Here is a 26312-nt window from a genome sequence, read left to right on the forward strand (position 1 = left end):
TGATTATAGGTAATAAATAATCAGAAAAGGGGTAAGATTGATATATAAGAGGGGGAGATATAATGGATCAAGAGATGAAGAAGGATGCTGTAGAGATGTTACTTTCTACAGCATCTAAAGATTTGGGGATCAGCCCTATAGAGTTTGTACAGTTGGCTCAACAATTTGCTATAGAGTATAAAAATAAGGAAGATAATGTAGAAATTTATAGAGAAATCAGTCCAGGGATTTATAGGAAGGTAAAGGCTTAGTGTAGCAATTAAATTATTAGAATAATTTAATTGACAAATTAAGTACTTGAGAATAGAATATTACTGTAAGTTAAAACTTAAATAGAGGTAATTAATTTTTACTATCAAGGAGGTTTATTAGTCTAATTAATTGAATAAGCTCTATATTTACTAATTTTAATTTGCTATTAGTTAGAGTAGTTGGTAAATTGTCCAGTACTATGTGATTTACTTTATTCAATTAGATGATAGATTAATATTAGACCGATAAACTCAGAAACTGCGATAGGTGATATTGGGAGATAAATCTACAATATCGGAAGCTATGGGTTTATTAATCTGTGGCTTTTTTATTTTTTGACACACAATTAGCTGATTAGTACATTTATTATAAATTTATGTTTGGCTGAAGAAGAAATTGAGTAGATAAATAATTTTTACTCTTTTGGTAACTATTGAACTAGTTTAATTTACCATTTAATAGTTATAGAAAGATTGGGGGTAATTACAATAAAATTATCTTAAGGGCAAATTAATTTTATCTTAAATTTCTTTGAAGATATATACTAAGGAGGAAAGAAAGTTGGAATTAATAACTTTAGGTTGGAATGATAGTTTTGCACAGGAATTTGAACAAATCAATGCTAATCAAGGGTACAAAGTTGGTAGGATAGCTGCTAAGTATCAAGATATCTATAAAATATATGCAGAAGATGGGGAGTTTTTAGGGCGATTAGGAGATAGAATGCTCTATAATCATCAGTTACCTGTTGTAGGTGATTGGGTTATAATATCTTCAATTGGTGGTGGTCAGAACGTGATTGAGCAAATCTTAACTCGTCAAAGTACAATCCCTAATAATATATTGGGTAATAGTTTAGAGAAACAAATCTTGGCCAGCAATATAGATACAATCTTTATCATGATATCTTTGGCTCAAGAGATAAATCTTAGAAGTATTCAAAGGCAGATTACTCTTGTTTGGGAGAGTGGAAGTACCCCGGTTATAGTTTTAAGTAAGGCTGACTTATGTGATGATGCTGTAGTAAAGAAGAATGAAGTTGAATTGATAAGCTTTGGAACTCCTGTCTATATAATAAGTATGGTAACAAAAGAAGGGGTTGATGACTTAAAGAAGTATCTTAAAATAGGTAAGACTTGTGCTTTATTAGGATCTGTTAGTGCAGGTAAATCTACTTTAGCTAACTACTTATATACCCAAAAGAGAGAGATTAATCTGCCAATAGATGATATGAGCATCAACTCTAAAATGTCAGTTTTAGATGAGGGTGGAGTAATTATAGAGATAAATAGTATAACAGAGGTAGAGCCTTTAAGCAGTGAAGAAAGCAATAAAGAGAACTTTGAAGATATAGAAGAGTTGGCTCAAGGTTGTTATTTTAGTGATTGTCGCCATGAGGCAGAGCCAAAGTGTGCTGTTAAAGAAGCTATCGAAGAAGGTATTCTAGATGAGTTAAGGTTGAAGAATTATAAAAAATTGCAAAAAGAGGCTGAATATATAGAGTTTAGTAAGGATCATAGCCCTAAGGAGATAGAGAAGAGTAAGTGGAAGCAGATAACTAAGGCATCTAAAGACAAAGAAAGAATGAAAGAGAAGGTTATGGAAAAGATTAAATAGATTATTAAGTCCCAAACAACTTTATGAGTTTTTTGGGACTTTTTATTTAGTTAATAGTTAAAAAAGAGGGGTTTTATATTAAAATAAAGAAGTTAAAATAGTAGATGATTAATAGAATTTGGAGGTAAATAATGAAAAAAAGAACATTCACTTTCGGAGTAGAAGATGGTATAGATATTTTCGTTTATAATTGGTCAGCTGAAAATAAACAGAAGGTTAGAGGAATAGTACAAATTGCCCATGGTATGGCTGAACATGCAGGTAGGTATGAAGAGTTTGCTAAAGAACTAGTTAATTCTGGTTATATAGTCTATGCTAATGACCATCGAGGTCATGGTAGGACAGCAGCTAATCTTGAAGAATTGGGTTATTTTGCTGATAAAGAAGGTTGGACTTTAGTTATAAAAGATATGTACCAATTGACTGTTATGATAAGATCTAAATATCCTCAGATCCCTATATTTCTTTTTGGTCATAGTATGGGCTCATTATTAGCTCGAACCTATATTATGGAATATGGTCAGGAAATTGATGGTGTTATTCTATCAGGAACTTCAGGAAGGAAAGGGATACTTGGAGAAATAGGTATTATAATAGCAAAGTTGGAGGTTAAACTAAAGGAGGAGAGAGCAAGAAGTTATTTATTAAATAAGCTATCCTTTGCTAGTTATAATAAAGCCTTTAAGCCCAATAGAACACCTTTTGATTGGCTCAGTAGAGATCAAAGAGAAGTTGATAAGTACATTCAAGATGAGTTTTGTGGGGTTGTTTCTACAGCATCTTTTTATAATGACCTATTAACAGGGCTTAAGGAGGTTAATAAATTAGAGAATATAAAAAAAGTACCTGATTATTTACCTATCTATATTATTTCAGGTAAGGAGGACCCCGTAGGAGCTTATGGTAGAGGTGTACTACAAGTATATCAGGATTATAAGAAAGTTGAGCTTAGAGACTTAACTTATAAATTATATGAAGGCAGTAGGCATGAAATATTAAAAGAGATAAATAGAGAAGAAGTTTTCAAAGATATTCTAGTTTGGCTAGGGAACTATTCGTAATAGTAATGAAGGGGAGCTAATATGAATCCAAAAGAGAGAGTGCGTTGGGAGAAGATTAGAGCTAAAGGTAAGAGTAAATATATTTTAATACATGGGGTCGTTGGTTGGGGATTTAGTACTGCTATAATTTATACTTTGATAGGATTAATAATGGATAAAAGGATAGGGATAGATAACATATCTTTACAGAAATCTCTAGTCGACCTTACTATAGCTTTAGTAGTATTTCCTGATGTAGGCGTCTTGCAAAGTATCTTTACGTGGAATAAAAAGGAGTAAGAGTATCTAAAGAAGAGGTAGATAAGATGATATATGCTATTGATTAATTATAACCATAATAACAGGGTCTAGATTAATCTAGACCCTGTTATTTAGATTAAATGCCACAACTATTCTGTCCCCGTTTCTGTAAATATTTTTGGTGATATTCTTCGGCAGGATAGAAGGTGGTTGCAGCTACTATCTCAGTAACTATCGGATTTTGATACTTATTACTATTAGCTAAGGCTTCTTTTGACTGTTTTGCAATTTCTTCTTGTTCTTTATTATGATAAAAGATAGCTGAACGGTATTGTGTACCTACATCAACACCTTGGCGATTTAGAGTTGTAGGATTATGATTATTCCAGAATAATTCTAATAATTCTTTATAAGTAATCTCACTAGGATCAAAAGTTATCTCAATTGCTTCAGCATGACCAGTCTGGTCTGTACATACCTCTTCATATGTAGGTTCATCAGTCTGACCTCCAATATAACCAACAGTAGTAGAGATTACACCATCTATCTTATCAAAAAGGGCTTGTACTCCCCAAAAACAACCTGCCGCAAAGGTGGCTTTTTCCATTTAATCATCCCCTTAGTTAATATTGGTAATTATTTTTAATTATTATATAGCTTCTTCTCTATTCAACCAATGATCATTAATTAAATTTAAAATAAATTTACTGTTTTAGAGATATTATTGTTATTATCATAGATATTATTCATGATAAAAGAGATTAAGAATTTGAATTCTTCAATAATTAATTTTGATTATATTAATAAGTTTGATCAGTTAAAGTCTAATATAGCAGTAACGGTATATTGCGATAATTTTATTTTGGAAAGTAAGCAAACTTTTTTAGATTTCTGGTAGTAGAGATATTAGATTAATCTCTTGAATATTAACTAACAATGGTTGTATAATGAGATTAAGTATTTAGAGTTAGAGAGGAGCTTTATAATGTCAGAAGATAAGAAGCAATGGTGGACTGAAGCTTATGAACAGATGCAAGAGTTGGGATATGATTATCATTATATAGATTTTGCTTCAGCTGAGAAAGAGATAGAGTTTATTGAAAGAACTTTGGATTTAAGTAAAGGGAATCGGGTACTAGATTTAGGTTGTGGAAATGGGCGTCATAGTATTCTCTTAGCGGAGCGAGGATATCAAGTAATAGGAATTGATTACTCTAATAGTTTATTGGAAATGGCTAAGGTAGAAGCAGGGAATAGGGGGTTAAATTTAGAGCTTCGCCAGCAGGATATGTTGACCCTTGATGAGAACTCTCTCTATGATGGTGTAATTATTCTAGATGGTTCCTTTGGAATATTTACTGATAGTGAGAATGAAGAGGTACTCAAAAGGGTATCTAAAGCATTAAAGCCAGGGGGAAAGCTATTATTACAGAGTTATAATCCATACTATATGGCTTTAAACCAAGGTAGAGATGCTGAAGTAGAGGGTGATAGGACCTTTATCAGGGAGACTAGCTTTGATATTGAACGTGGAGCAGTAATCGATAATATAATTTCCCTTGATAATATTACAGGAAAGTATAAACGGATAAATACTCGTTACTACCGAGCCTATACTATCCCTGAACTAGCAAGAATAAGTGACAAATACAGTTTAGGAAATTTAAAGATCTATGGGCATGATGATGAATTTTGTCCTAAATTAGAGCTATTCTTTGACGTGCAAGAGGATATGGTGATGTATATAATTTTAGAGAAGTTGAGTTAATAGGATGCCTGAATTTATGTAATTATTAGTTATTATATAAAGTATTAATGAAAAAATTAGATTAGGCTTAAGTAAATTAAAAAGGAGAATGCAATGGATAATATAGAGAATTTCAGTAAAGGTGAAGAGATTACAAATGCAATCTTGCACGGTATTGGAGTAGTTTTGGCTATTGCAGCTTTAGTTATACTGGTTGTCTTTGCTAATATTTCGGGAAATATATGGCATATAGTTAGCTTTAGCATCTATGGTTCTACTTTGGTCATCCTTTATCTATCATCAACTTTATACCATAGCTTTCCTGAGGGGAAGACTAAGGACATCTTTGAAATCTTTGACCATTCTGCGATATATCTGTTGATAGCTGGGACATATACGCCACTGACCTTAATTGCTTTAAAAGGAGCATTAGGTTGGAGTATTTTTGGAGTAATTTGGGGAATTGCAATTATTGGAATTATATTTAAAGTGTTTTGGGTCAAGAAGTTTGTAGTAGTTTCAACAGCTCTATATATATTGATGGGCTGGATGATAGTCTTTGTTATTAAACCTTTGTTGATGACAATGACAACAAAAAGTTTGATATTTTTGGTTGTTGGGGGAGGATTATATACAATAGGGTCTATATTTTATATTTGGCGTAAGATAAAATATCATCATGCTATCTGGCACCTATTTGTATTAGCAGGTAGTATCTGCCACTTCTTTACTATTCTATTTTTGCTACCTGAATAAAAAGAGAGAAGCTGATCAGCTTCTCTCTTTTTATATGAATTGATTTTTAAATTATAACTAATAATTAGATAGGTTGAGTTCATTTAAATCAAGAAAATCAAAATTTTGATCTAGTTGTTTTACTTCATATACATTTTTAGTAGATTTAATTAAATCTAATGCATCAATATTATTTAAAAATTGTAAAACATCTTCTTGGATATCATCTTTTTCTACTGCTAAGATAAGTTGCCTAATCCCTATGTCACCTAACTTAAGTAAAGATTGACAAGTATTATTTCGAACCAATTTACTATTATCAAATAATAGGTTGTATAATAATGAAGCCACTTCATCCTGATTATATTGACCTAATAATGTAACTATTTCTGCTCTAACCTCACTATTTTCATCACCTAATTTATCTTTTAAAAATTTGAAGTTACCTTCCAAATCTAATTGGGCTAAGCCTCTAGCAGCTATTATTCTTACTTCGAATTTTGGATGATTATATAGTAATTCTATAAGAGGTTCTATTGCTCTATCATCACCAATTTCTGTCAATAACTTAATAGACCAACTTACATGAGTGCTATTATCTGAATTAAGCAATTTTAGCAATTCATAGGATGATTTCTTACCAATTTTTAAGAAAGCCTTCTTTAAACTATTTAATATTACTAAATCTTCACAATTATCTAGATAATTGATTAAAGTAGTTATGATTCTAGGGTTTTGTAATTTAGATAATTCTTCAATTATTAAGTTCCTAATCTCTTTATCTTCATCATAAAGTAAACAGGTTACATAATCTATTGCTTGAGGTGTACCTATTTTTATAAGTGTTCTTCCAGCTTTTGCTCTATCATGTGAATCACTATTAGTAATCTTATTGAGTAATCTTTTTAATAAGTAATCATCAATTAGATAGTCTTTAATAGTTAAGTAATCTGCCTCATTGAGATCTTTTTCTCCATATAGTATTAATTCTTCTTTGATGTCAATATCATCTAGTTGATCTAATTTATCTAGAGCCTTTTTTAAGTTCTTCTTGATTAATTTAATGAAGTAATTATATTTCTTTGGTCTATTCTTCAAGATCAATGAAATTAGTAGAATAATGAATAATCCAAAAGTTGAATAAAGAATATAGTTATAATTTTCTGTTACCAGCTTTAAGTATGACATTTTAACTTACTCCTCTCCATATATCAAATCATACAATAAATTATATATATCCTTATATTTCTACAAAAGCAGGGTATATCCTCTATATAAATAGGAAATAGTCTATATCTTGATAGAGTAATAGGGAATATATTAGTATACAATCCTTATAGTGTTATATATTTAGAGATATTATTAGATGAGCTAGAGTGAGATGTTTTAAAGATTTAGCTTATTAGTAATAATAAGACTTATTTATTATTGTGACTACTTCCAAAAATTTATTAATTAATCTTGAAAATAATTAAGAATTTAAGTATAATATTGAGTATAATGGCTTAAATTTCTTAAGAGACCATTAAATCTTAAAAGAGGGGGCATGTGCTTTTAATATTAAAGAATGAATATAGATTATATCAATAATAAAAGGGAGGATGAATGATTATGAAGAAATTTAAGGATAGTGTATTCTTGCTTGTGCTTTTAAGCATCTCCATATTAATTACAGCTTGTAGTAGTTCAGATGACGGAGTTAGTAATAATCCAATAAATGATTCAGAAGCCACTGCAAATCTAACTATTAAAGTTGTTGATGCTTCAGATGTTAATCAAAAATTAGATGGGACTTATGTAAGAATTGAAGGTGAAAGTGAACTCAAGACTGGAACTCAGGGAACAGTTACTTTTAACCTAAAAGCTAATAACACTTATACAATAAGTGTAATGCCAACAAAGGATGGTTACATAGCTACTGAGGGAATAAATGTTGATTTAACCAATAAGGATAAGGAAAAGACTATCAAAGTTGCTCAAGAATTAGTAACAGAAACTATTTCAGCAGATACAATTGAAGTAGGTAATGGCTTGGCAGATATGGAGTTAGATGATACAGTTAAGACAGAGCTTGCAGGAAAAGAAGTAAGTGTAGCCAAAGCTGAAAAGACTGTGATAGATTTAATTGCCGAGTCTTCAGCAGATAGTACAGGAGGATTTGATCCAGCTACTGAAAAGGTATTAGGTGAAACTTATTCTTTTAAGATAACTAGTGGAACCACAGATATAACTAGTCAAAGTAATATTTTAGCAGTGAACAAAGCTATAATTAGTAGTACTGATGCTAGTGATATTCCAGCTATTACAATGAAATTAGATTTAAGTAATTTGGTTGATGATATGAATAATATTAATGGAGATAAGTATGGTTTATTAGCAGTTATTATCGCTACCGATGGGACACCTGCCTTTAAGAAGATTAAAGGGACTGATATAAATATTAATCGAGAAACAGGAAAGATTAGTGGAAAAGTTCCTATTAAGGATGCCAATGGTAATTTAGTAGCAGAGGTTAATCTATCTATTATAGAGACAAAGGATGTAGATGAAATAGAAGAGAATAAAGAGACAACAGTAGAGGATGCTAAAGAGTTTGTAAGTGATTTAAAAGGTCACGGTGTTAATTTGAAAGAGGTTGGAAAAGGACAAGCTCAAAAGATAGAAACAAATATTAAGCAGGATGTAGTTCCTTATTTAGTAGCTATGGGGTATAGATTAGAGAAGGTTGAAGAAGTATTAGATGTTTGGAGTGAATTATTCGGTTTAGCAGCTGAGAATATATATGCTGAATATCCAGAAGATATTGGCTACGGTCCAGGAGATTATACAATCGATTTATCTAAAAAAGAAGCTTATGATGATTATATCAATTTAGCATATAATAACTGGAGCAAATATGAAGAAGAGGCTTTATTATACTATTTCCCAGATTATAATGATTATCGTACTGATTGGGAGCAATATCAGCAAGAAAATTATTATACTTATTATCAATATAGGGATTATTATTTTGGTGAGCATAATAGTCAATATAATGACTACTATGAAGATGAAGTCTATGAATTTGTTGATGGTTATATTGAGAAAGCAATCAGAAATGAAGCAGAAGAAGCTACTAATTTTATAATAGCTAAGCAGCTAGATGAAAATCCTAGAGAGATTGATAAGTGGGAGTGGAATCTCACCTTTGCAAATACTCAAGAAAAAGTAACTATTGGAATTAATAACCCTCAAGATATTCTTTCAATAGAAGAAGTAGATTCTCAAGAATATGAAGGCTATGAAAAAGCTATTATAGATTTTACTAAGGCGGACTTTAGTTATCTTCATACTTCAGGTACTGATTCTACTATGAATTGGTCTCTAGACTTTACTGTTGATGGAGCGGAAACTCAAACTATAAAGCAGGTTGATATTGATGAATATAGTTGGGAAGATAGTAATGGAGTTAATATTGTGAGATATAGATATGATGATACCTTTATCATTCCAACTAAAGGAAGTATAAAGGTTACAGGTATCATGAAAGATAGCTTAAACTTCACTGATGAAGATGGAGTCTTTGTAGATATGTATGAGGATGGAATCTATGATACTGACGATGAACTTCCAGTAGATGTTCCTGCTATTGGTGAAGTAGTACTTGGTGCTGTGGTAAATATAGACTTAACTGATAGTAAGAGTATTAGTTATAATGGAAGCTTTGATTCCGAAGAGTTTGATTATCAAGGAGATGCAGAGGTTAAATTTGCTAAGTTCCCATCTTCATTACAAGCAATCGCTGATGGAGATGAATCTCCTGTAGTATCAAGTTTTAATTCTTCTGGAGAATTCACTACTAAGGTGTTTAAAATAAGTGGTTCGACTAAAGTAGATTTTGTATTTGAAGAGGTTGAAGAGGATAATATAATATTCCCTAATACAATTAACTTTGCTGGTTCTTATCAAGATATGTCCGTTGATAATGGATTTGCTTTAAATGGTTCTTTGGATATTGACCTTGGTGTAGAAAATGTTGATTTAAAAGCATTGTATCAAGATTCTGAAACTCACGAAAATTATCTTGGTGGTACAGTTACACTTAATGGACAATTAAAGGATATTAAATATGGTGATGTTAATCTTGATATTAAGATTGTACGTGATGGATATGAGCATTTAACAACTGATTTTAGATATGATTATTCTGGTGATAAGTTTATTGAAGGAGAGGTTATTGTGGGAGCTAATAGTGATTATAAGCTTACAGCTTATAATCAAGCTAATTTACAGCTTATAATGACAGAATACGCAGATACTGAACAAGAGAAGATAGGTGAGATTAGAAATTACTATGGGACTAAAATATATGGTGAAATTATAGCAGCCGATGATCCTTTTGTACAATTCTCAGATAATACTATTATGACAATATTACCTGATAAAGAGTAAATAAATATTTTAAAAAGGTAGTTGATTAGATCAACTACCTTTTTAAATGGTTATACTTTATTAAAGTTCTTTGCTAAATATAAATATAGTAGTAGTCATGTGATTTTGTGAAATAAGAAAATAAAGGTGGTTAAATGAAAAGAATTATAATAACAGTGATTTTGATATTTGTTCTTACAAACAATTTACAGGCAGAAAAGTTGGAGTTGAATTATAATAACGAAGTTTTTATTGATAATAACGCTTTTTCATTAGGAGATTTATTAGATAAAGATTATGATAATTTGAAGGTAGATATCGACTCAACAGTAGTAGGATTAATTGATAGAGAAGAAAGAGTTATTGTATCAGCGACTTCTGGTAATTATTTTATAGGTTATATTAAAGAGAGTGAAGAAAAAATAGTAGCTGATGAAGAGACAGCAATCTTTTTAATTGAAAGAGAAGCAGATAATAAAAGATATAGTCAAGGAGAGTATCAGATAGATTTAAATACCTTCAGCCAATCCTTAGAAGGCATTCTTTTCGGTGCTAAAATATTATCTAATGATAATTATGGAATTAATTTTACTATTAATGGAAAGTTATTAAAAGGAATAGAGTTAACTCAAAGAAATTATCAAGGCATCAGTTATAGTGAAAATGATAAATATTATATTTCCGGAACTAGAAAGGGGGTATATAGTAATTTAACTAAAGAGACTGATATGTATGATGTAGACTTCTCTAGTAGGGGTTACAGCTTGGGTTATAACTTAGAATGGCAGATATCTAATAAATATAAATTGAGTTTAGTAGCAGAAAATTTTTATAGCAAAATCAAATGGAATGATGTATATACCCTCTATATGAAACTGGATGACAATAGCTTAGGTTTCTATACTAAGCTAGAAGATAATTATGGTAGTATAGCTAATACTTCAGGAGTTGAAACTGATGGAAGATATGATTATATCGATTATGTTACCCATTTACAACCAGAGTATAATTTGCTTTTACAGAGTAATCGTTGGGAACTGGGTTTATTTTATCGCAGAGAACTTTATCCTTATTTGAATTATAATTTATTGAAAAATCCTATAATGTTAAAAGCAGGTATCTATAAAGACTTTATCTCTATTTCTCTGATACATAAGATTTTAGAATTAGAGTTAAAGACTAAAGAAATTGATATTTTTAATTCATCGGGCTTGCTCGCCAAAATCAATATAAATATTAATTTTTAAGTTATAATTTTGAATAAAGGTAAGGAAATATTTCCTTACCTTTATTCAAACACTTCATCTACTAATTCATCGATTCCCTTTTTTAAGTCTTTGTTAGACTCTTTATCAACTACAATCTTAAGTACATCTCCTTCTCTAGCATTCTTTGGTAGTGCTTCTTTAGGTAAGCTAAAAGTCTTATTTCCCATCTTAATTACAGTATAATCACCTTCAAAGCGGTCAATGATTAACATTTAGTACCCCCTATTATCTTCAAATTGTCATACTTTTATAATGATAAAGGTCTGATATACCATTGTTACTGTTCTAGATATAATTTTGTATTTTTTATAATATTAATTTCTAATTAGAGATATTGATATCTTTTATATTAATGACTAATAAAAATAATCTTTTCTCTCAATAGTGATTAGTAAAACTCTAGAGGTCTTAAAAGTATGAATAACTTCAGGTATATCTATTTTATTCTTTAGATTATTACTAAAACCTCCTTCTAGAGGGATTAGATAAATATAATTTGGATTAAAGTAATTGGGATTGTTAAAACTAAGATGGGAAAGCTTTTCTTCAGCTTTTAAGCTTATTTTTTAATTAAATGAGAAACTAAGGAGGTAGGGTAATTTTAAAGAAGTTTAAATCAAATATTTTGTGATATGTTAAGAATATTATCTCAGGTTATCACTTATAATAAATAATGAAAATTTATAAATAAACACTATATAGATATTAAAGTTTTTGATTCTTTATAAATACTTAAAATCAGTTTATTAGGTAAAAATACATTAAAAGGATTAGTTCTTTTTAAATATAATTATATTTATCGCAGGATATTTAATTATTTTGTCCAATATAAATAACAAAGGCATTATCAGAAAAGAGAGAAGTTGTGCAAACGTTTCCTTGAAAGATATGTTATTGTGGTAATTTCTTAACATAGCATTGCATAACTTAGTTATAGATTACACCACTTTACAAGTTTGACTATGCAATCTTGTCATCTTGTAGAAAAGAGTTAATAGCTTTATGAATCTTAGAATAAATTTTGCTACTTTCGAGTGAAGATACGAAACTATCAAAAATTAATTCCTTAGTAAGTCTATCAGCTATAGTTCTTTTTATTACTTGAGGACTTTTAAATTTATATTGCTCAAATTTTAGGTCTATAAATGGTAGTACTGAAACAAAAGTATAAGTAATGGCGAGTAAATTAACATACCTTTCTATAGCTTTTTTATTTCTTACCATATAGTTGCCAAAAGACCAGAAAAATTTATGCTGATAAAAGATAACTTCTATATTCCATCTAATATTATAAGCACAAAGTGGTACTTGCTTAAAATCAGTATTATCATATTTGGTTTTTTCGACATCGTGATTTTTAAAAATATTAATCTCATCTGGAGTAATAGTACAAATAAATAACCTTGTAGAAGAAAATTTATCAATATCTTTAGTTGTANACAGTATTAAGAACAGAACCTTTAGTGTACCAACTGTCACATAAAAGGATAACTTGGTATGATTCCAACAAATTCATTACAGTATCTATTAATTTTGAGGCTAATTCAAGTTTACTCTTACTTTTATCATAGAGTTTATAGCCTATTGGCAAACTTAAATATCTAATTTGCCCCTTATGTTTTAAAGGAATATTAATAACTAGAGATACAAAACAATGTCCTTTTAGATAAGAACTTCCTGTTCTACTGGTATGGTCGAAAATCCTATAATAACAGTCAAATTTATTACCATACTTTGCTTGTAAAGTATCATCTATACTTAGGAATATTGTTGTATCCCGTTGGGATACATTAATTAAGTTAAGTACTATTCGTAAAGTACAAAGCATTAACTTTTCTATAGAGAAATTAGTATAAGATAAAAAGTAGTAAAAAGAATTTAAAGCCTTATTGCTATACTTACTAATGAAATTATCATATAAAAAATTTATAGATCTTATTTCTTCCATAGAAATTATAGCCAATACTAGCCAATGAAATATTTGAAAACTTGGTTTTGTGAAAATAGAACGATATTTTAATAAATATTGTTTTAATGTTTGGTTTATTGAATTATTGGGAATATTAATCATAGTCAGGCACCTCCTAGGTGTATTTTTCTCTGATATGATTATTATTCCTAGGATTAAGGTGTCTGATTTTGTTATTTTTAGGTAACTTGTTTATCTAATTTCTTGTAAAGTGGTGTTATAGATTATTTAAAAGTTAAAATTTTAAGATTTCAGATTATTAGTTTAGAATTAATAAGAGATGGTCTAGAGAATCATTTTTAACAATATTATTATTAATTTGGGCAATCTTTATAATTAATATTGGTCTTGAAGTTTTATACTATGGAATTTACTGTTTTAAATGAAGAGTTTAACTCTTGTTATAAGATTTATTAATATTATGAAGTAAATTTTTATATTTAGAATTTGAAGAATAATGGAGGGATTTTGATGGAGTTTGAAAGAAGCAGTGGGGTACTTTTACATCCAACATCTTTACCAGGAAAATATGGAATAGGATCTTTAGGAAAGGAGGTCTATGAATTTATTGATTTTCTTAGTGAATCTAAACAGAAGTTATGGCAAATTTGTCCTTTAGGACCAACAGGATATGGAGATTCTCCTTATCAATCTTTCTCAGCCTTTGCAGGTAATCCATTGTTGATTAATCTTGAAGTATTGAAAGCAGAGGGGTTACTATCAGAGGAGGATTTAGAGTTAGAAGAGGAATTTGATCAAGGTTATGTCGATTATGGTAGAGTAATCAACTTTAAATTTCCATTATATAGAAAGGCTTTTAAAAAGTTCAATACAGCAGCTTCTGATATTGAAAAGGGTAAATTTAAGGCTTTCTGTGTAGAAAATAAAGAGTGGCTAGAAGATTATACTTTATTTATGTCATTAAAGGATCACTTTAATGGAAGACCTTGGAGTGAATGGGAGAAGCCTATCAAGTTTAGAGAAGAAGATGCTGTGGATAGATATAAAGAAGAGTTAAAGGATACTATAGAGTTCCATAAGTTTATGCAATATTTATTTTTTGAACAGTGGACTAAGGTAAAGTGCTATGCTAATGAGAAGGGAATCAAGGTTATTGGTGATATTCCTATCTTTGTTGCTTTTGATAGTGCGGATGCTTGGTCTAATCCAGAGATATTTCACTTTGATGAAAGAAGAAATCCTACTAAAGTGGCAGGAGTTCCTCCTGATTACTTTAGTAAAACTGGTCAATTATGGGGTAATCCTCTTTATGATTGGAATAAATTAAAAGAGAGGGGTTATGATTGGTGGATAGATAGATTTAAGATTATTTTAAAACAGGCTGATATTGTTCGTCTTGACCATTTTAGAGGCTTTGAGGCTTATTGGGCAGTACCTGCTGGGGAAGAAACTGCGATTAATGGTAGTTGGGAAGAAGGTTCAGGAGCAGACTTTTTTAATGTTGTACGTGACAAGTTAGGTAAATTACCTATTATTGCTGAAGATTTAGGATTGATTACTGATGAAGTAGAAGAGTTAAGGGATGAGTTTGAATTTCCAGGTATGAAGATTTTACAATTTGCTTTTGATACTGGAGAGAAAAATAAGTATTTACCACATAATTATGATGAAAACTGTATTGTCTATACAGGTACCCATGATAATGATACCACTTTGGGATGGTTTTTAAATTTATCTACTGATGTTAAGAATTATGTTGAAGAGTATCTAGATATAGAAGCAAGTAATATCTGTTGGGGATTAATAGAAGCTGCTTGGTCTTCAATAGCTGTAATGGCTATTGCTCCTTTACAGGATATATTGTCTTTAGATAGTGGAGCAAGAATGAATACACCTGGTGCTTCCTCAGGTAATTGGCAATGGAGATATAAAAAAGATATGTTAACTGATGACATAATAAATAAATTAACAGCTTTGACAGAGAAGTATCGTATTAATGATCAGTTTGCTGATGTTGTGAATAAGTAAATTAAAAGAGAGGATGGTTATGGGTGACCATCCTCTCTTTTAATTTACTATAATTTTAGTAAAAAAAGATTTATCAAAAAGTGATATAAGAAATAATAGTGTTTAAGCTAATAATGGTATGTTAGACTATAAGTACTCAATTTATAAATATTTTTCATGGTGTTTTTGGAAGATATCACAATGGCTATCATCCCAATTAACACAAAGGTCACATTTAGCTTCTTCTAAGGCTTCTAAATTATTTAAGATAGAAGCACCAAAGTTTTGAGCTACTGTGATTGCTTCATATTCGGGGCATTTGCTAGCAACCTTTTTTAATAGCTTGTCTTCATACATTAATGTTCCTCCTTGGTAAGGGAATTAGTTTTTATATCGATAATAACTTGTTTATATATAGTTAATTTTTCTCAAAGTGATTTATTTTATACATTTAAAGTGAGGAAGCTAATTATTAATAATAAGTTAGTTGTTTTTTCATTTACTTATTTATATAGATGTATGAATTTAAAGCTGAATCCCCATCTTTTTAAGAGTAAGGTGGGATTAAAAATCAATTGAAAGGCTGAGCAATTAATTGTTCAGTTTCTAGTTGTTTTAATAGAATAAGTCTATAAGAATTTAACATTTATATGTTATGTTTGTGTTAACGAAACTGGATTGTAGTTGACTCTTGAGGAAAATTAAGTTATAATTTAGACAATGATACCAATTATCATGTTATTATTGATCTATACCTTTAATAATTAGTTAAGGAATTTAGTTGTTCAACACCTTGGTTATAATTACTTATCTTTCATGATAAGAGTTATAATAAATTCCAAATATCTTTAGGAGGTATTAGTAGTGAGAAGAATTATTGTTATGATGTTGGTGTTTGTTTTATTGTGTAGTGTAGGAGCTTTTGCTCAGAAGAAGGGAAGAACTAAATTAGTTGGTGATAAGAATGGTAATAAGATTTTTGAAGATTTAGAAGAAAAATTAGCAGAGATTAAAGGTAATTATAAATTGGATATAATTGTAGTCTTTAATAAAAATTTTACTAAGAAAGCTATAGAGGCAAAGATCGGTGCTTTTGATCTTAAATATAATTATAAAAATATTAATGCTTTCGCTGGTAAGCTAAATAAAGGGCAGATTAATGCTTTATCCCATATGCCAATGGTTAAGCATGTCCAATTAGATGGAAAAGTCAAAGCTTATAATGATGATGCTACATATTGGTATGGAGCAGATAAGGTAAGTTCTGATTTCGGGTATGATGGAGATAGAGATGGTAACTTAGGTGTTTATAGCAAAGATGATGTAGTAGTTGCTGTTATTGATACTGGTATTGATGCTAACCATGTAGATTTGGATGAAGGTAAGGTACTTTATTTTAAAGATTGGACTAGAAAGAATAGAACTGAACCCTATGATGATAATGGTCATGGAACCCATTGTGCAGGTACCATTGCTGGTACTGGTGAAGGAAATACTGCTTATAAAGGTGTAGCACCAGGTGCTGCTTTAATTGGTCTTAAGGTATTAGATGCAAGAGGTAGTGGTTCTATGAGTGATATTGATGCTGCAATTGAATGGTGTATCAATAATAAGGATACTTATGGAATTGATGTTCTTAGTATGTCCTTAGGTGCTGCTGGAAGCTCTGATGGTACAGACTCAACATCTATGTTAGTTAATCAAGCAGCAGATGCTGGATTGGTATCAGTAATAGCGGCTGGAAATGAAGGACCCAGTAATTATACTATTGGCACACCAGGGGCAGCTGAAAAAGCAATTACTGTAGGAGCAATGGCAGATGTAGGAGAGGGTGGATATTATCAGGCTTATTTCTCTAGTAGAGGTCCTACAGCTGATGGAAGAGTTAAGCCAGATATATCTGCACCTGGTTATTATGTGATGAGTGTTGAAGCTAATACTACTAGTGGATACACTGAAATGAGTGGAACCTCAATGGCTACTCCATATACAGCTGGTACAGTAGCATTGATGCTAGACTCTAATCCTGCTTTAACTCCGACCGAAATTAAGAGTAAGATTATGAATACAAGTGTTGACTTTGGAGTAGCAGGAAAAGATATTGACTATGGAGCAGGACGCCTTGATACTTATGAAGCTGTAAAATTTGCTGGGAGCTTATATGGTGTAGGAGTTACTCAGCCAAGTCACTATGTAGATGAAAATTATTTATCTGGTAGTGGTGATTACATTGAATATAATATTAATGTAGATACATTAGATTATCCGATAGCTGTTAATCTAATTATGTTAGATGATTATACAGACTATGATTTATATTTATATGACCCATCTGGAAATCAAGTTGCAAAATCTATAGATACAAAAAGACAAGAAGACCTCTCCTATTTTCCAACTGTTACAGGTCAATATGTTCTAAGGGCATATTCTTATAGTGGAAATGGAGATTATAGTCTTGATATAAGTTATTAAAAATTATAAAGTAAAGGATTATATGATATTTTATCATATAATCCTTTTTTATTAGAATGATTACAATAAATAATATTTTATATTAATAATTACTATATCATAAGGGTTTGTGAATAGATAGTATAATCATCCAACTTTAGACTGAAAGTGAAATTAAAGTTTGATTATGGTAAATGATCAGTAAAATATATAACCTTGTTTTAGGTCATATATGGAGAAGCATATAATGACATTAATTATTTATTCTTTTTATCTACTGATGGCCAAGGGAAGGGTGGTAAATCAATGGGAATAACCTTTACTAATAGTCTAATGAGAATAATAACTAATAGTCTAGATATGTATTCATTGTTCAAACCATCATTGGTATTAGTTGGCATGAGTTTCTGCCTCCTTTTATTTAGTTTTTTATTATTTTATTATAATTAAGATTTTATTGTTATCTTTAATATTAGGGATTTATGTAAAATAAAGGTGAGGATAATATTAAAAAATCATGGAATATACTCCATGATTTTAAGGAAGAATTATTCATTTTTTAAAGATTCTAAAATCATGTCTGCAGTTGCCAAATTTGTAGCCAAAGGTACATTATGGACATCACAGACTCTAAGCAATGCACTAACGTCAGGCTCATGAGGTTGTGCAGTTAAAGGATCACGTAGGAATATAACTGCCTTTAATAAACCATTAGTTATTTGTGCTCCAATCTGTTGATCACCACCTAAAGGTCCTGAAGCCATTCTAATAACCTGCAGATTTGTATTTTCATTTAACTTTCTCCCAGTCGTTCCAGTAGCAATTAGCTCATATTTCTTTAGTATTGGCTCGTGATTTTGAGCAAACTCAATCAAATCATCTTTCTTTTTGTCATGGGCAATTAATGCTATTCTTTCTACCAATTAAATCCCTCCTGTGATATTAATGTAATTTAGTGGTTGATCTTACTTGAAAGATATATTCTAGATTAATATCATATTCCCTTTAATAATTTTAGATTACTAATAGCTAAAGTAGGGATTGTTATCAAAGATTAAAATTAAGCTACAATGATAATAGTTATTAGTAAAAGGCACGTAAAAAGACCTATCTTGCATGCAAGATAGGTCTTTTTTAGATTTAAAATGTAATTTCAGCCCCAAAGTATAATCCCTGTAACCCTTCATTATAGCCAGCTATAGCTTGACTTTGATCATCACCAAAATGGTATTTTTCTCTTAAATACCCACCTTTAATACTAAAGGTATCAGTTAATTGCCCTCTAATAGCTAAGTTGAGTTTATAGCCTGAAAAATTTCCTCCAAACTCTATATCTTTAGTAGTGACATCATATTTACCAAAGGGAAATATAGAAATATCACCATTAAAGTTTATCTTATCATGTAATGGTTGTATAGTTCTAAAGGATATAGGTATCCCGTAACCTCTAGTATCTGCACTATCCTCTTGTTTGTCTAAAGATTTAATTCCAAAACCAATATAATTTTCTCCTCTTCCAATAGTTAACTCTTTAAAGAAGGAGAAGTTTATTAGATTATAATCTTTTATAGAACTTGTTTTAGTTGATTTGGCTGTAGTCAGATTCAGTTCAGATGGTAAGAAGATATTAGCACCATCATCTTTGTAAGTAAAGATAATAGCTCTTAAATTATGGTCGTTTAAGGTTTTAAGTAATCCTCCAGAGATTCCAAATTGATTATTGTCTTGGGCAAAGGCTGATAGTGTGAATGTTGCAGTAATTATTAAGGTTAAGATTATTATTCTCTTCATAAGCTAGTTTCCTTTCTATTTCTTAGGATTTTTAAATTAACCCTATGTATTTGCAAATGAATATTATAGAAGATAAGTGTCTAAATTTATTGATTGCTATCTTTATTATAAATGATATCTATCAGTTTATAAATGTAATATTTATAGAAAGAGTGTGATGATTAGGTATTGCTAGTAAATTTAATATAAGATAGGCATTAGTTTAGGTTTAGGGAGAGAGTTAATCTTAGTTAGTTCAATTATTTACCAGCTTATTATTTGTTTTAACTGACCATAATATTAATGGAGGTGGATTTCCCAATGGGACGTAAAACAATTATGTCCGATAAAACTAAATATGAATTGGCTGAGGAGTTAGGGTTTGCTGACAAGGTCAAGGATGGTGATTGGGGTAATATAACCACCCGGGAAGCTGGGTCGTTAGTTAAAAGAGCAGTAGAGAAGGTAGAAGAGATGATGGCTCAGCAGCAGTAGGTATAGAAGATATATCTGCTCAATAATATTCTGAATAAATTACTGGTTTAATAACTTTTGATTTGGACAGAATATTAATGGAGGTGGTTATTATGTATTTATTATTTCACTCAAAGGAAAAGCAGAGTTTAGAAGAGAAGCAGCCTTTAATAGGTTATAGTGAATTATAGTAACCACCGAATAATTGAACTATTATAGAATTATAGTAGTTCAATGAAAAAGCAGTAGGGTATTAACCCTACTGCTTTCTTATTTAATTACTAATTACTTACTATCTATGGCTATTCTCCAATCTGATAAAGGTAAAGTGAGATTATATTAACGAGGTAATAAGAATAATATAGTAAAGAAGTGGCAGATACTTCCTCCTAAAACAAAGAGATGCCAGATAGCATGATTGTACTTCATCTTATTCCAAGCATAAAAGATGGTTCCTACAGTATAGAGTACTCCACCAATTACTAAAAAGACTATGCTATTTACATTTAAAACAGCTATTAAGGGTTTAATCACAAATATAACCAGCCACCCCATGATTATATATAAGATTGTTGAAAATATCTTAAACCGTCCAATCCAGAATATCTTATAAGCAATTCCCAAGACAGTTATTCCCCAAACGATACCAAAGATAGTCCAGCCTAGGGGTCCTCTTAAGGCAACCAAGGTCAAAGGTGTATAAGTTCCTGCTATCAATAAATAGATTGATGCATGATCAAATATACGAAAGATATCCTTTACCTTACCTTTAGGAAAACTATGATAGAGAGTAGAAGAAAGATAGAGTATGATTAATGTAGAACCATAAATACTAAAGCTGACTATGTACCATACATCTCCAAAGATGGTGGCTAGGACGACTAAGACGACAAGGGCAGCAATAGCTAAACCTAGACCAATCCCATGCAAAATAGCATTAGTAATCTCCTCAACAGTTATAGATTTTTTCTTATTATCCATCTGATTCTCCTCTTTAATGTTTTTGTAGATACTTTATTATATTTAATTTTGATTAAATTATCAAGTGTAGATATTAAAATAAATTGTATTATATTAACTAATCTTACCTTGGTGGTAAGGGTCGACATGAACCATGCAGTGTTTTACTTTATAGGTATTATTATCCTCAATTTTGTCATGTACTTTTCTGGCAATCTGATGACCTTCTATTACCGATAGGTTACCATCAACAGCTATTGCCACATCTACATAAATTTTATTTGCGTGTATTCGGGTCTTTAACGTATTTATCTCAATAACTCCTTTAACTACTGATATATCAGCCCTAATCTGTTCAATGGTATCTTTATCACCAGCATAATCAACAAGTTGATTGATAGACTGTTTATAAATTTCTAAGGATACCTTGATGATTAAAAGTGAGATAACCAATGAAGCTATGGGGTCTAATATTGGATAGCCAAATCTGGCCCCTGTAATTGCAATAAGAGTACCTATAGATGAAAAGACATCAGAACGATGATGCCAAGCATCTGCTAATAAAGCTGAGCTATCTAGTTTTTTCGCTCCCTTAATAGTATATCTATACATCCATTCTTTTATAATGATGGATAAGATGGCAGTATATAAGGTAACCATTCCTGGAGTCTGATAAGTACCTAGTTTGATTCTGTGGATGCCATCATAACCTATTCCTAGTGCAGTTATAAATAAAATTGTGGCAAGAATCTTTGCAATAACTGGTTTAATCTTCTCATGTCCATATGGATGATCATCATCTTCTGGTTTTTGAGCCATATGTAGACCAATCATAACAGCAACTGTACTAATGATATCAGATAATGAGTGGACTCCATCAGCTATCATGGCACTACTTCTTCCTATGATACCTGCTAGTAATTTAATAAACGATAATAATAGATTCCAAAAGATTGTAATCTTTGATATTCTATTTCCTATCCTTGTTCTCTCTGCTTGTTTCATATAATACACTCCTTTATAAATCTTAAAGACTATTAGATGGTTCAATTAAATAAGACTATTACTATGTAGTTATTCTATATTATATGTGGCTCTCCTTCATCAAAATTGAGATTCTGTTATATCAATCTATTTTTTCTAATAGATTTTAAATCTAATTTGATAGTTGTGTATACTTTTCCTTTTCCTTAAATATATTTTATATAGAAAAGGGGGAGTAGCTATGAAATTATGTGATAATTGTATTAAGGTACTATCATCTGAACTATCAGAAGAGTCGGTTAATACATTAAGAAGTTCTTTAGATCTATTTACGAGTAACAAGGAAATAACTATACGAGACTTGTGGGAGGTTACTAGGTTTGGCAAGCATAGAATGAATAAGGTGATAAGTGAGTTAGAAGAGGGGCTCTTTCTTAAAGCTAACCAAGAGGGAAGAAGGGTTTATTTAAAATTAACACCAATAGGAAAGAGGTTTATGGAACTAGATTTAGAGAATAGATTATCAGCTGAATCTGATCTAAAAGAGGTTAGTGATGAGTTTCAAGAGGTATCATTAAAGACTATAGATGAAGTTGAAGATTTTCAGGAAGAGATAGTAGAGAGTAATAACGATAATACAGAAGATATAGCAGAAGAGAGTGAAGAGATAGAAGAAAAAATTGAAAGTGAGCCAATAGTGGAGAAGAAAGATGATGGATCAAAAGATGATAAAAATAATAAAAAGTCTAAACCTATAGTTTGGGATTTTTAAATTAATGGACCTAATTAGGTCCATTAATTTTTTGGTTAATTAAAGACATATTTGAATTTGATTATAAGTCTTAATAATACGGTTATTTATTTTCACTTAAGGCAAAATCTTTCATAAATTGTTCTTGGAGTAGGATAAAGATTAATAATGGAGGTAATAAAGTAATTACAGCACCAGCTATGACTACAGACCAATTTGTTCCTTGGTCTCCAGTTCCTATTAGTGATTTTAGACCAATCTGAACCACCTGCTTCTGATTAGAAGTCATAATAATTAATGGCCATAAGTACTGATTCCAGACATAAATGAATTCAATTAGAGCTAAGGCACCGATAGTATTTAAAGACATGGGAACTAAGATTTGAAATAGAAACCTTAGCGGTACTACTCCATCAACCTTAGCTGCTTCTACAATAGATTCAGGAAAGTTCATAAAATACTGTCTGAATAAAAATGTTCCTGTAGCACTGGCTAGGAAGGGGACTGTTAAGGCTAAAAAACTATTTCCCCAATTTAATTGTTTCATAAATTCAAATAAAGGTATTATTCTCACAGGAATAGGTAACATTAATGTAACGCGTTGTGCTAGTTAAATTTAAATAGAAAAACCCCAGCAAAAGATGTTATCCTATAATAAATACAACCAATATTTAAAATAGGAGGATAACATATGCTGGAGTCCAATAACTATTATACCATAGAAATTGAAAATTTAAGAGACTTTATTACTATTATTTATGTTATAATTGATGACATTTATCAAGAAGTAACCCCAACACATATTAAAGAACGCCGTAATATTGATAAAGCAATCCTTTCTGATAGTGAGATAATTACTATCAGTATTGTAGGTGAATCACTTACTATTGATTCTGAAAAATCGTGGTTTAATTTTGTAAAAAAGAATCTAAAGGATTTATTTCCAGAAGTATGCCATAGAACTAGATTTAATAGAACACTTAGGAATTTACATGCTGTATTAGATGAAATACGAAAAAAATTAACTCTAATTCTTAATTATCAGTATGATAATTATAGAATTGTAGATAGTATGCCTATTCCAGTATGTGAATTTGCGAGAGCACATTTTAATAAAACTTTCAGCGAAGCTGAATATGGTAATTGTGCATCTAAAAAAGAAACTTATTTTGGTTTTAAACTACATGCTCTTGTTACTTTAAATGGATATATTACTGATTTTAATTTAACTCCAGCTAATGTAGATGATAGAGAAACTCTATGGGAACTAACTTCGCCATATCATTCTTTAAAAATTATAGGAGATAAAGGATATATCAGTAATGACTTAAATGATATCTTAAAAGATGAGAAAAATATTGATCTTATCCCTATAAAACGAAAGAATAGTAAAGATCCGCACCCAAAAGCATTTAAAAAAATAATCTCAAAGGTTAGGAGAAGGGTTGAAACGTCTTTTTCTCAACTTGATGAACAATTCAATATATCAAATGTACTCACAAAATCACTTTGGGGATTAACGACTAAAATTAAAGTTAAAGTTTTAGCACATAATCTAGGCTATTTCATTAATAAAACTCTTGGAAGAACAATTAATATCGGTCGAATTAAAGAGTTAATATTTGGATAATAATTACAAATAAATGTGATTATTATTCTAAGGTATTCTTTTTACTTCTATTCACTGGTAAATACATCCATATAAATTTCATCTATTAGCACAACGCGTTAATATACCTATATAACTTTGATTAATGCAGATCGATTTTAGTTGTTTATAAATTCAATTATTCTTTCTTTAATCTTCTCTAAATCATCTTCTTCAATCTCTAAATCAAAATAATCACATTTATTCTGGGAATGTAGATAAAGTGGGTCATAATACTCAGTTAAGAGAATTTCAACCACTTTTTCTAGTTTTCCATTTTCACAGTAATTAACTAATTTATTATATTCTTTGTTACCAATCTTTTTAACTAGATGCTTCTTTATACAAGTTATAGCCTCTAAGGTTGCTTGTAGAAAGTGTTCTTCATCTTGATCATAGTTCCCTCTGTATTCATTAATGATTCTATCGATTCTGCTGTTCAGTGGGTTCTTAATTAAAGTATGGAGACCATTATTCATTGCTTCCAATAAAAAAGGAGGTAAGGTTGATATTCCTATTCGTTTACTTTCTGCTTCAATAGCAACGACTTTACTATCTTTTATTTCTTCTAACCTTTCCCATAATAAGGAATCAAACATTTTCTGATTTCTAGGCTGACCAAGACCAATGCTACCAAAAGCAGAGCCGCGATGGTTGGCTAACCCCTCTAAGTCTATTATTGCTATCCCAGCATCCTTTAATTTATATAATAAATCTGTCTTACCAATACCAGTAAAACCGTGAATTACCAATAGCTTAGCTGTCAATTGATAGTCTTGTAATTCTTTTAAAATAAAGTTACGATAAGCTTTATATCCTCCCTCTAGTTTATACACCTCAAAACCTGCTAGTTCACTAAATGTAGCAATACTTTCACTTCTCATGCCACCTCTAGCACAAAAGATTATCACATGCTGATAATTTTCGGTTAATTCTTTAATCTCTCTAATGATTTTAGGGATTTTAGGTGATACCAAATCCACTGCTAACAATCTAGCTGCAGCTGGACTCTGTTGAGTATAGATAGTTCCAACTTCAGATCTCTCTTCATTAGTAAAGATAGGGATATTGACCGCCCCAGGAATCGTTGATTCAGCAAATTCAGTTGGTGTTCGGACATCAACATAGATTACTGATTTTTTATTTAATAATTTCTGATAACTTATTATTTTCATTTTAAAACTCTCCCATGTATAGTCTGTTCTTATTATTCTTTCTGTAAAGTTTATTTAACTCCTGCTTGATGTTGAATGAAAAGATATAATTTCTTTAATTAAATTTATTTAATTATTAATAGTTTATTATAATATCCTAACAGAGAAATTTTATGAGTATAATATTCTATAATTTAGATAATAATGATTAAATAAATATAAAGGTCTTTTATAAAGATTTCTATATAATTAGATTCAGTGACTTTTTTCTATTTATCACTTTCAAATCAGTAGTTCTATGGTATTAATAAATAATGTTATCATAGTTAAACTGAGATGTATTATCAAAAGAAGGAAATAGATATGGCAGAAGATAAGAGATATTTAATCCAGATCTGCGATTTTTTATGTAGCATGCTTATGATTAAATTAAATAAATAAAAAAAGCCTAAGGCTAGTAAAATAGAGGAGTATTTAAAGATTTTTATTGTGTAAATTCTTTAATAAAGGATGGAATTATAAAAGAAATAAAGGTTTTGAATGGCAATAATAAAGTCGCAAATTAATAATTAAAAGTGATATAAATTTGGAAGACATAAGAATTAAATCATTGATATAATACTATAAGTTCAAACAGCAAGGGATAAGATTAAAAAGAGTCAAGAGCTTAAAAGCTTTTGGCTCTTTTGTTTTTCAGTAATATATATCCTATTCTTAAAAGGGGATGTTGTCAATAAATGGATAAAGAAGAGACTAAAATAATTCAATGTAGTGGTAATAAGAGTGGTGGTTCTAGATGCACTAGAGAAAAGGAAATAGAGATAGATTTTGAAGGTAAGTGGTATTGCTAGCA

24 protein-coding genes and 2 pseudogenes are annotated in these 26312 nt (G+C 30.2%); 13 read left to right on the forward strand and 13 right to left on the reverse strand.

Going from position 1 to position 26312, the window contains the following annotated elements; translation table 11 throughout:
* Window positions 1–62: 62 nt before the first annotated feature.
* From U472_RS09295 to U472_RS09310, 4 genes are all read left to right on the forward strand, one after another.
* Window positions 63–251 carry a hypothetical protein gene (locus U472_RS09295; protein ID WP_068717776.1) on the forward strand — a complete coding sequence of 63 codons (189 nt, stop codon included), beginning with the start codon at window positions 63–65 and terminating at the stop codon, window positions 249–251.
* 562 nt (window positions 252–813) lie between these two features.
* On the forward strand, window positions 814–1869 hold the full coding sequence (rsgA, locus tag U472_RS09300) for a GTPase RsgA (protein WP_068717778.1): 1056 nt from the start codon (window positions 814–816) through the stop codon (window positions 1867–1869).
* Between the two features lie 131 nt (window positions 1870–2000).
* Window positions 2001–2930: an alpha/beta hydrolase gene (locus U472_RS09305; RefSeq protein ID WP_068717781.1), complete on the forward strand. Its 930-nt coding sequence runs from the start codon at window positions 2001–2003 to the stop codon at window positions 2928–2930.
* A gap of 21 nt (window positions 2931–2951) precedes the next feature.
* Window positions 2952–3209: a hypothetical protein gene (locus U472_RS09310; RefSeq protein WP_068717783.1), complete on the forward strand. Its 258-nt coding sequence runs from the start codon at window positions 2952–2954 to the stop codon at window positions 3207–3209.
* 97 nt (window positions 3210–3306) lie between these two features.
* Here the strand turns inward: U472_RS09310 and msrA are convergent, their stop codons facing one another.
* Entirely contained in the window at window positions 3307–3777 is a 471-nt protein-coding gene (msrA, locus tag U472_RS09315) for a peptide-methionine (S)-S-oxide reductase MsrA (RefSeq protein WP_068717786.1), read from the reverse strand.
* A 378-nt stretch (window positions 3778–4155) separates the two neighbouring features.
* On the opposite strand from msrA, the gene U472_RS09320 reads away from it, so the two are divergent.
* Together U472_RS09320 and trhA (U472_RS09325) are read left to right on the forward strand one after the other, a co-directional pair.
* Entirely contained in the window at window positions 4156–4938 is a 783-nt protein-coding gene (locus U472_RS09320) for a class I SAM-dependent methyltransferase (protein WP_068717788.1), read from the forward strand.
* 93 nt (window positions 4939–5031) lie between these two features.
* Complete coding sequence (gene trhA, locus U472_RS09325) at window positions 5032–5673, forward strand: PAQR family membrane homeostasis protein TrhA (RefSeq protein ID WP_068717790.1); 642 nt, start codon at window positions 5032–5034, stop codon at window positions 5671–5673.
* A gap of 57 nt (window positions 5674–5730) precedes the next feature.
* Here trhA (U472_RS09325) and U472_RS09330 read toward each other — a convergent pair whose 3' ends face one another.
* Window positions 5731–6840: a HEAT repeat domain-containing protein gene (locus tag U472_RS09330; protein ID WP_068717792.1), complete on the reverse strand. Its 1110-nt coding sequence runs from the start codon at window positions 6838–6840 to the stop codon at window positions 5731–5733.
* Between the two features lie 423 nt (window positions 6841–7263).
* On the opposite strand from U472_RS09330, the gene U472_RS09335 reads away from it, so the two are divergent.
* Window positions 7264–10083: a hypothetical protein gene (locus U472_RS09335; protein ID WP_068717794.1), complete on the forward strand. Its 2820-nt coding sequence runs from the start codon at window positions 7264–7266 to the stop codon at window positions 10081–10083.
* A 134-nt stretch (window positions 10084–10217) separates the two neighbouring features.
* Window positions 10218–11309, forward strand: coding sequence for a hypothetical protein (locus U472_RS09340; protein ID WP_068717796.1), 1092 nt, complete (start codon window positions 10218–10220; stop codon window positions 11307–11309).
* A gap of 41 nt (window positions 11310–11350) precedes the next feature.
* Here the strand turns inward: U472_RS09340 and U472_RS09345 are convergent, their stop codons facing one another.
* The 3 genes and pseudogenes from U472_RS09345 to U472_RS17700 all read right to left on the reverse strand — a co-directional run.
* Window positions 11351–11542, reverse strand: coding sequence for a DUF3006 domain-containing protein (locus U472_RS09345; RefSeq protein ID WP_068717798.1), 192 nt, complete (start codon window positions 11540–11542; stop codon window positions 11351–11353).
* Window positions 11543–12290: 748 nt separating this feature from the next.
* Window positions 12291–12768, reverse strand: a pseudogene (locus tag U472_RS17695) (IS701 family transposase); the annotation flags it as partial.
* 1 nt (window position 12769) lies between these two features.
* Window positions 12770–13401: pseudogene (locus tag U472_RS17700) on the reverse strand (IS701 family transposase); the annotation flags it as partial.
* Window positions 13402–13770: 369 nt separating this feature from the next.
* On the opposite strand from U472_RS17700, the gene malQ reads away from it, so the two are divergent.
* Complete coding sequence (gene malQ / locus U472_RS09355; protein ID WP_068717800.1) at window positions 13771–15288, forward strand: 4-alpha-glucanotransferase; 1518 nt, start codon at window positions 13771–13773, stop codon at window positions 15286–15288.
* A gap of 141 nt (window positions 15289–15429) precedes the next feature.
* Here the strand turns inward: malQ and U472_RS09360 are convergent, their stop codons facing one another.
* Window positions 15430–15624 carry a hypothetical protein gene (locus U472_RS09360; RefSeq protein ID WP_068717802.1) on the reverse strand — a complete coding sequence of 65 codons (195 nt, stop codon included), beginning with the start codon at window positions 15622–15624 and terminating at the stop codon, window positions 15430–15432.
* A 507-nt stretch (window positions 15625–16131) separates the two neighbouring features.
* Between U472_RS09360 and U472_RS09365 the strand changes: the two genes are divergently transcribed.
* Window positions 16132–17739 (forward strand): S8 family serine peptidase, encoded by a 1608-nt coding sequence (locus tag U472_RS09365; protein WP_068717804.1) that lies wholly within the window; start codon window positions 16132–16134, stop codon window positions 17737–17739.
* A 236-nt stretch (window positions 17740–17975) separates the two neighbouring features.
* Here the strand turns inward: U472_RS09365 and U472_RS16795 are convergent, their stop codons facing one another.
* From U472_RS16795 to U472_RS09375, 3 genes are all read right to left on the reverse strand, one after another.
* Window positions 17976–18119: a hypothetical protein gene (locus tag U472_RS16795; protein ID WP_176714135.1), complete on the reverse strand. Its 144-nt coding sequence runs from the start codon at window positions 18117–18119 to the stop codon at window positions 17976–17978.
* Between the two features lie 147 nt (window positions 18120–18266).
* Window positions 18267–18641: a methylglyoxal synthase gene (gene mgsA / locus U472_RS09370; protein WP_068717806.1), complete on the reverse strand. Its 375-nt coding sequence runs from the start codon at window positions 18639–18641 to the stop codon at window positions 18267–18269.
* Between the two features lie 217 nt (window positions 18642–18858).
* Entirely contained in the window at window positions 18859–19509 is a 651-nt protein-coding gene (locus U472_RS09375; protein ID WP_068717808.1) for a hypothetical protein, read from the reverse strand.
* A 300-nt stretch (window positions 19510–19809) separates the two neighbouring features.
* Here U472_RS09375 and U472_RS09380 point away from each other — a divergent pair, with 300 nt between their 5' ends.
* Window positions 19810–19983 (forward strand): small, acid-soluble spore protein, alpha/beta type, encoded by a 174-nt coding sequence (locus tag U472_RS09380; protein WP_068717810.1) that lies wholly within the window; start codon window positions 19810–19812, stop codon window positions 19981–19983.
* Between the two features lie 318 nt (window positions 19984–20301).
* On the opposite strand, the gene trhA (U472_RS09385) is transcribed toward U472_RS09380, so the two are convergent.
* A complete protein-coding gene (trhA, locus tag U472_RS09385; protein ID WP_068717812.1) occupies window positions 20302–20943 on the reverse strand; it encodes a PAQR family membrane homeostasis protein TrhA in 642 nt (213 codons plus the stop codon).
* A 93-nt stretch (window positions 20944–21036) separates the two neighbouring features.
* Window positions 21037–21927 carry a cation diffusion facilitator family transporter gene (locus U472_RS09390; RefSeq protein ID WP_068717814.1) on the reverse strand — a complete coding sequence of 297 codons (891 nt, stop codon included), beginning with the start codon at window positions 21925–21927 and terminating at the stop codon, window positions 21037–21039.
* Window positions 21928–22147: 220 nt separating this feature from the next.
* Between U472_RS09390 and U472_RS09395 the strand changes: the two genes are divergently transcribed.
* Window positions 22148–22678: a hypothetical protein gene (locus U472_RS09395; RefSeq protein WP_068717816.1), complete on the forward strand. Its 531-nt coding sequence runs from the start codon at window positions 22148–22150 to the stop codon at window positions 22676–22678.
* Window positions 22679–22760: 82 nt separating this feature from the next.
* On the opposite strand, the gene U472_RS09400 is transcribed toward U472_RS09395, so the two are convergent.
* Window positions 22761–23246 carry a carbohydrate ABC transporter permease gene (locus tag U472_RS09400; protein WP_068717818.1) on the reverse strand — a complete coding sequence of 162 codons (486 nt, stop codon included), beginning with the start codon at window positions 23244–23246 and terminating at the stop codon, window positions 22761–22763.
* A gap of 102 nt (window positions 23247–23348) precedes the next feature.
* On the opposite strand from U472_RS09400, the gene U472_RS09405 reads away from it, so the two are divergent.
* Window positions 23349–24287, forward strand: coding sequence for an IS982 family transposase (locus U472_RS09405; RefSeq protein WP_068717022.1), 939 nt, complete (start codon window positions 23349–23351; stop codon window positions 24285–24287).
* A 137-nt stretch (window positions 24288–24424) separates the two neighbouring features.
* Here the strand turns inward: U472_RS09405 and mnmH are convergent, their stop codons facing one another.
* Window positions 24425–25480 carry a tRNA 2-selenouridine(34) synthase MnmH gene (mnmH, locus tag U472_RS09410; RefSeq protein WP_068717820.1) on the reverse strand — a complete coding sequence of 352 codons (1056 nt, stop codon included), beginning with the start codon at window positions 25478–25480 and terminating at the stop codon, window positions 24425–24427.
* Between the last annotated feature and the right edge of the window lie 832 nt (window positions 25481–26312).

Source organism: Orenia metallireducens, from assembly GCF_001693735.1.
GTDB lineage: Bacteria > Bacillota > Halanaerobiia > Halobacteroidales > Halobacteroidaceae > Orenia > Orenia metallireducens.

What these genes read in the sequence shown, in the direction of transcription:
- trhA (WP_068717812.1), bottom strand. Translation starts at nt 20,943, where the DNA reads ATGGATAATAAGAAAAAATCTATAACTGTTGAGGAGATTACTAATGCT.
- malQ (WP_068717800.1), top strand. Translation starts at nt 13,771, where the DNA reads ATGGAGTTTGAAAGAAGCAGTGGGGTACTTTTACATCCAACATCTTTA.
- U472_RS09400 (WP_068717818.1), bottom strand. Translation starts at nt 23,246, where the DNA reads ATGTTACCTATTCCTGTGAGAATAATACCTTTATTTGAATTTATGAAA.
- U472_RS09330 (WP_068717792.1), bottom strand. Translation starts at nt 6,840, where the DNA reads ATGTCATACTTAAAGCTGGTAACAGAAAATTATAACTATATTCTTTAT.
- U472_RS09395 (WP_068717816.1), top strand. Translation starts at nt 22,148, where the DNA reads ATGAAATTATGTGATAATTGTATTAAGGTACTATCATCTGAACTATCA.
- U472_RS09390 (WP_068717814.1), bottom strand. Translation starts at nt 21,927, where the DNA reads ATGAAACAAGCAGAGAGAACAAGGATAGGAAATAGAATATCAAAGATT.
- U472_RS16795 (WP_176714135.1), bottom strand. Translation starts at nt 18,119, where the DNA reads ATGCCAACTAATACCAATGATGGTTTGAACAATGAATACATATCTAGA.
- trhA (WP_068717790.1), top strand. Translation starts at nt 5,032, where the DNA reads ATGGATAATATAGAGAATTTCAGTAAAGGTGAAGAGATTACAAATGCA.
- msrA (WP_068717786.1), bottom strand. Translation starts at nt 3,777, where the DNA reads ATGGAAAAAGCCACCTTTGCGGCAGGTTGTTTTTGGGGAGTACAAGCC.
- U472_RS09340 (WP_068717796.1), top strand. Translation starts at nt 10,218, where the DNA reads ATGAAAAGAATTATAATAACAGTGATTTTGATATTTGTTCTTACAAAC.
- U472_RS09360 (WP_068717802.1), bottom strand. Translation starts at nt 15,624, where the DNA reads ATGTATGAAGACAAGCTATTAAAAAAGGTTGCTAGCAAATGCCCCGAA.
- U472_RS09305 (WP_068717781.1), top strand. Translation starts at nt 2,001, where the DNA reads ATGAAAAAAAGAACATTCACTTTCGGAGTAGAAGATGGTATAGATATT.
- U472_RS09320 (WP_068717788.1), top strand. Translation starts at nt 4,156, where the DNA reads ATGTCAGAAGATAAGAAGCAATGGTGGACTGAAGCTTATGAACAGATG.
- U472_RS09310 (WP_068717783.1), top strand. Translation starts at nt 2,952, where the DNA reads ATGAATCCAAAAGAGAGAGTGCGTTGGGAGAAGATTAGAGCTAAAGGT.
- U472_RS09295 (WP_068717776.1), top strand. Translation starts at nt 63, where the DNA reads ATGGATCAAGAGATGAAGAAGGATGCTGTAGAGATGTTACTTTCTACA.
- mnmH (WP_068717820.1), bottom strand. Translation starts at nt 25,480, where the DNA reads ATGAAAATAATAAGTTATCAGAAATTATTAAATAAAAAATCAGTAATC.
- U472_RS09405 (WP_068717022.1), top strand. Translation starts at nt 23,349, where the DNA reads ATGCTGGAGTCCAATAACTATTATACCATAGAAATTGAAAATTTAAGA.
- U472_RS09380 (WP_068717810.1), top strand. Translation starts at nt 19,810, where the DNA reads ATGGGACGTAAAACAATTATGTCCGATAAAACTAAATATGAATTGGCT.
- U472_RS09335 (WP_068717794.1), top strand. Translation starts at nt 7,264, where the DNA reads ATGAAGAAATTTAAGGATAGTGTATTCTTGCTTGTGCTTTTAAGCATC.
- U472_RS09375 (WP_068717808.1), bottom strand. Translation starts at nt 19,509, where the DNA reads ATGAAGAGAATAATAATCTTAACCTTAATAATTACTGCAACATTCACA.
- U472_RS09345 (WP_068717798.1), bottom strand. Translation starts at nt 11,542, where the DNA reads ATGTTAATCATTGACCGCTTTGAAGGTGATTATACTGTAATTAAGATG.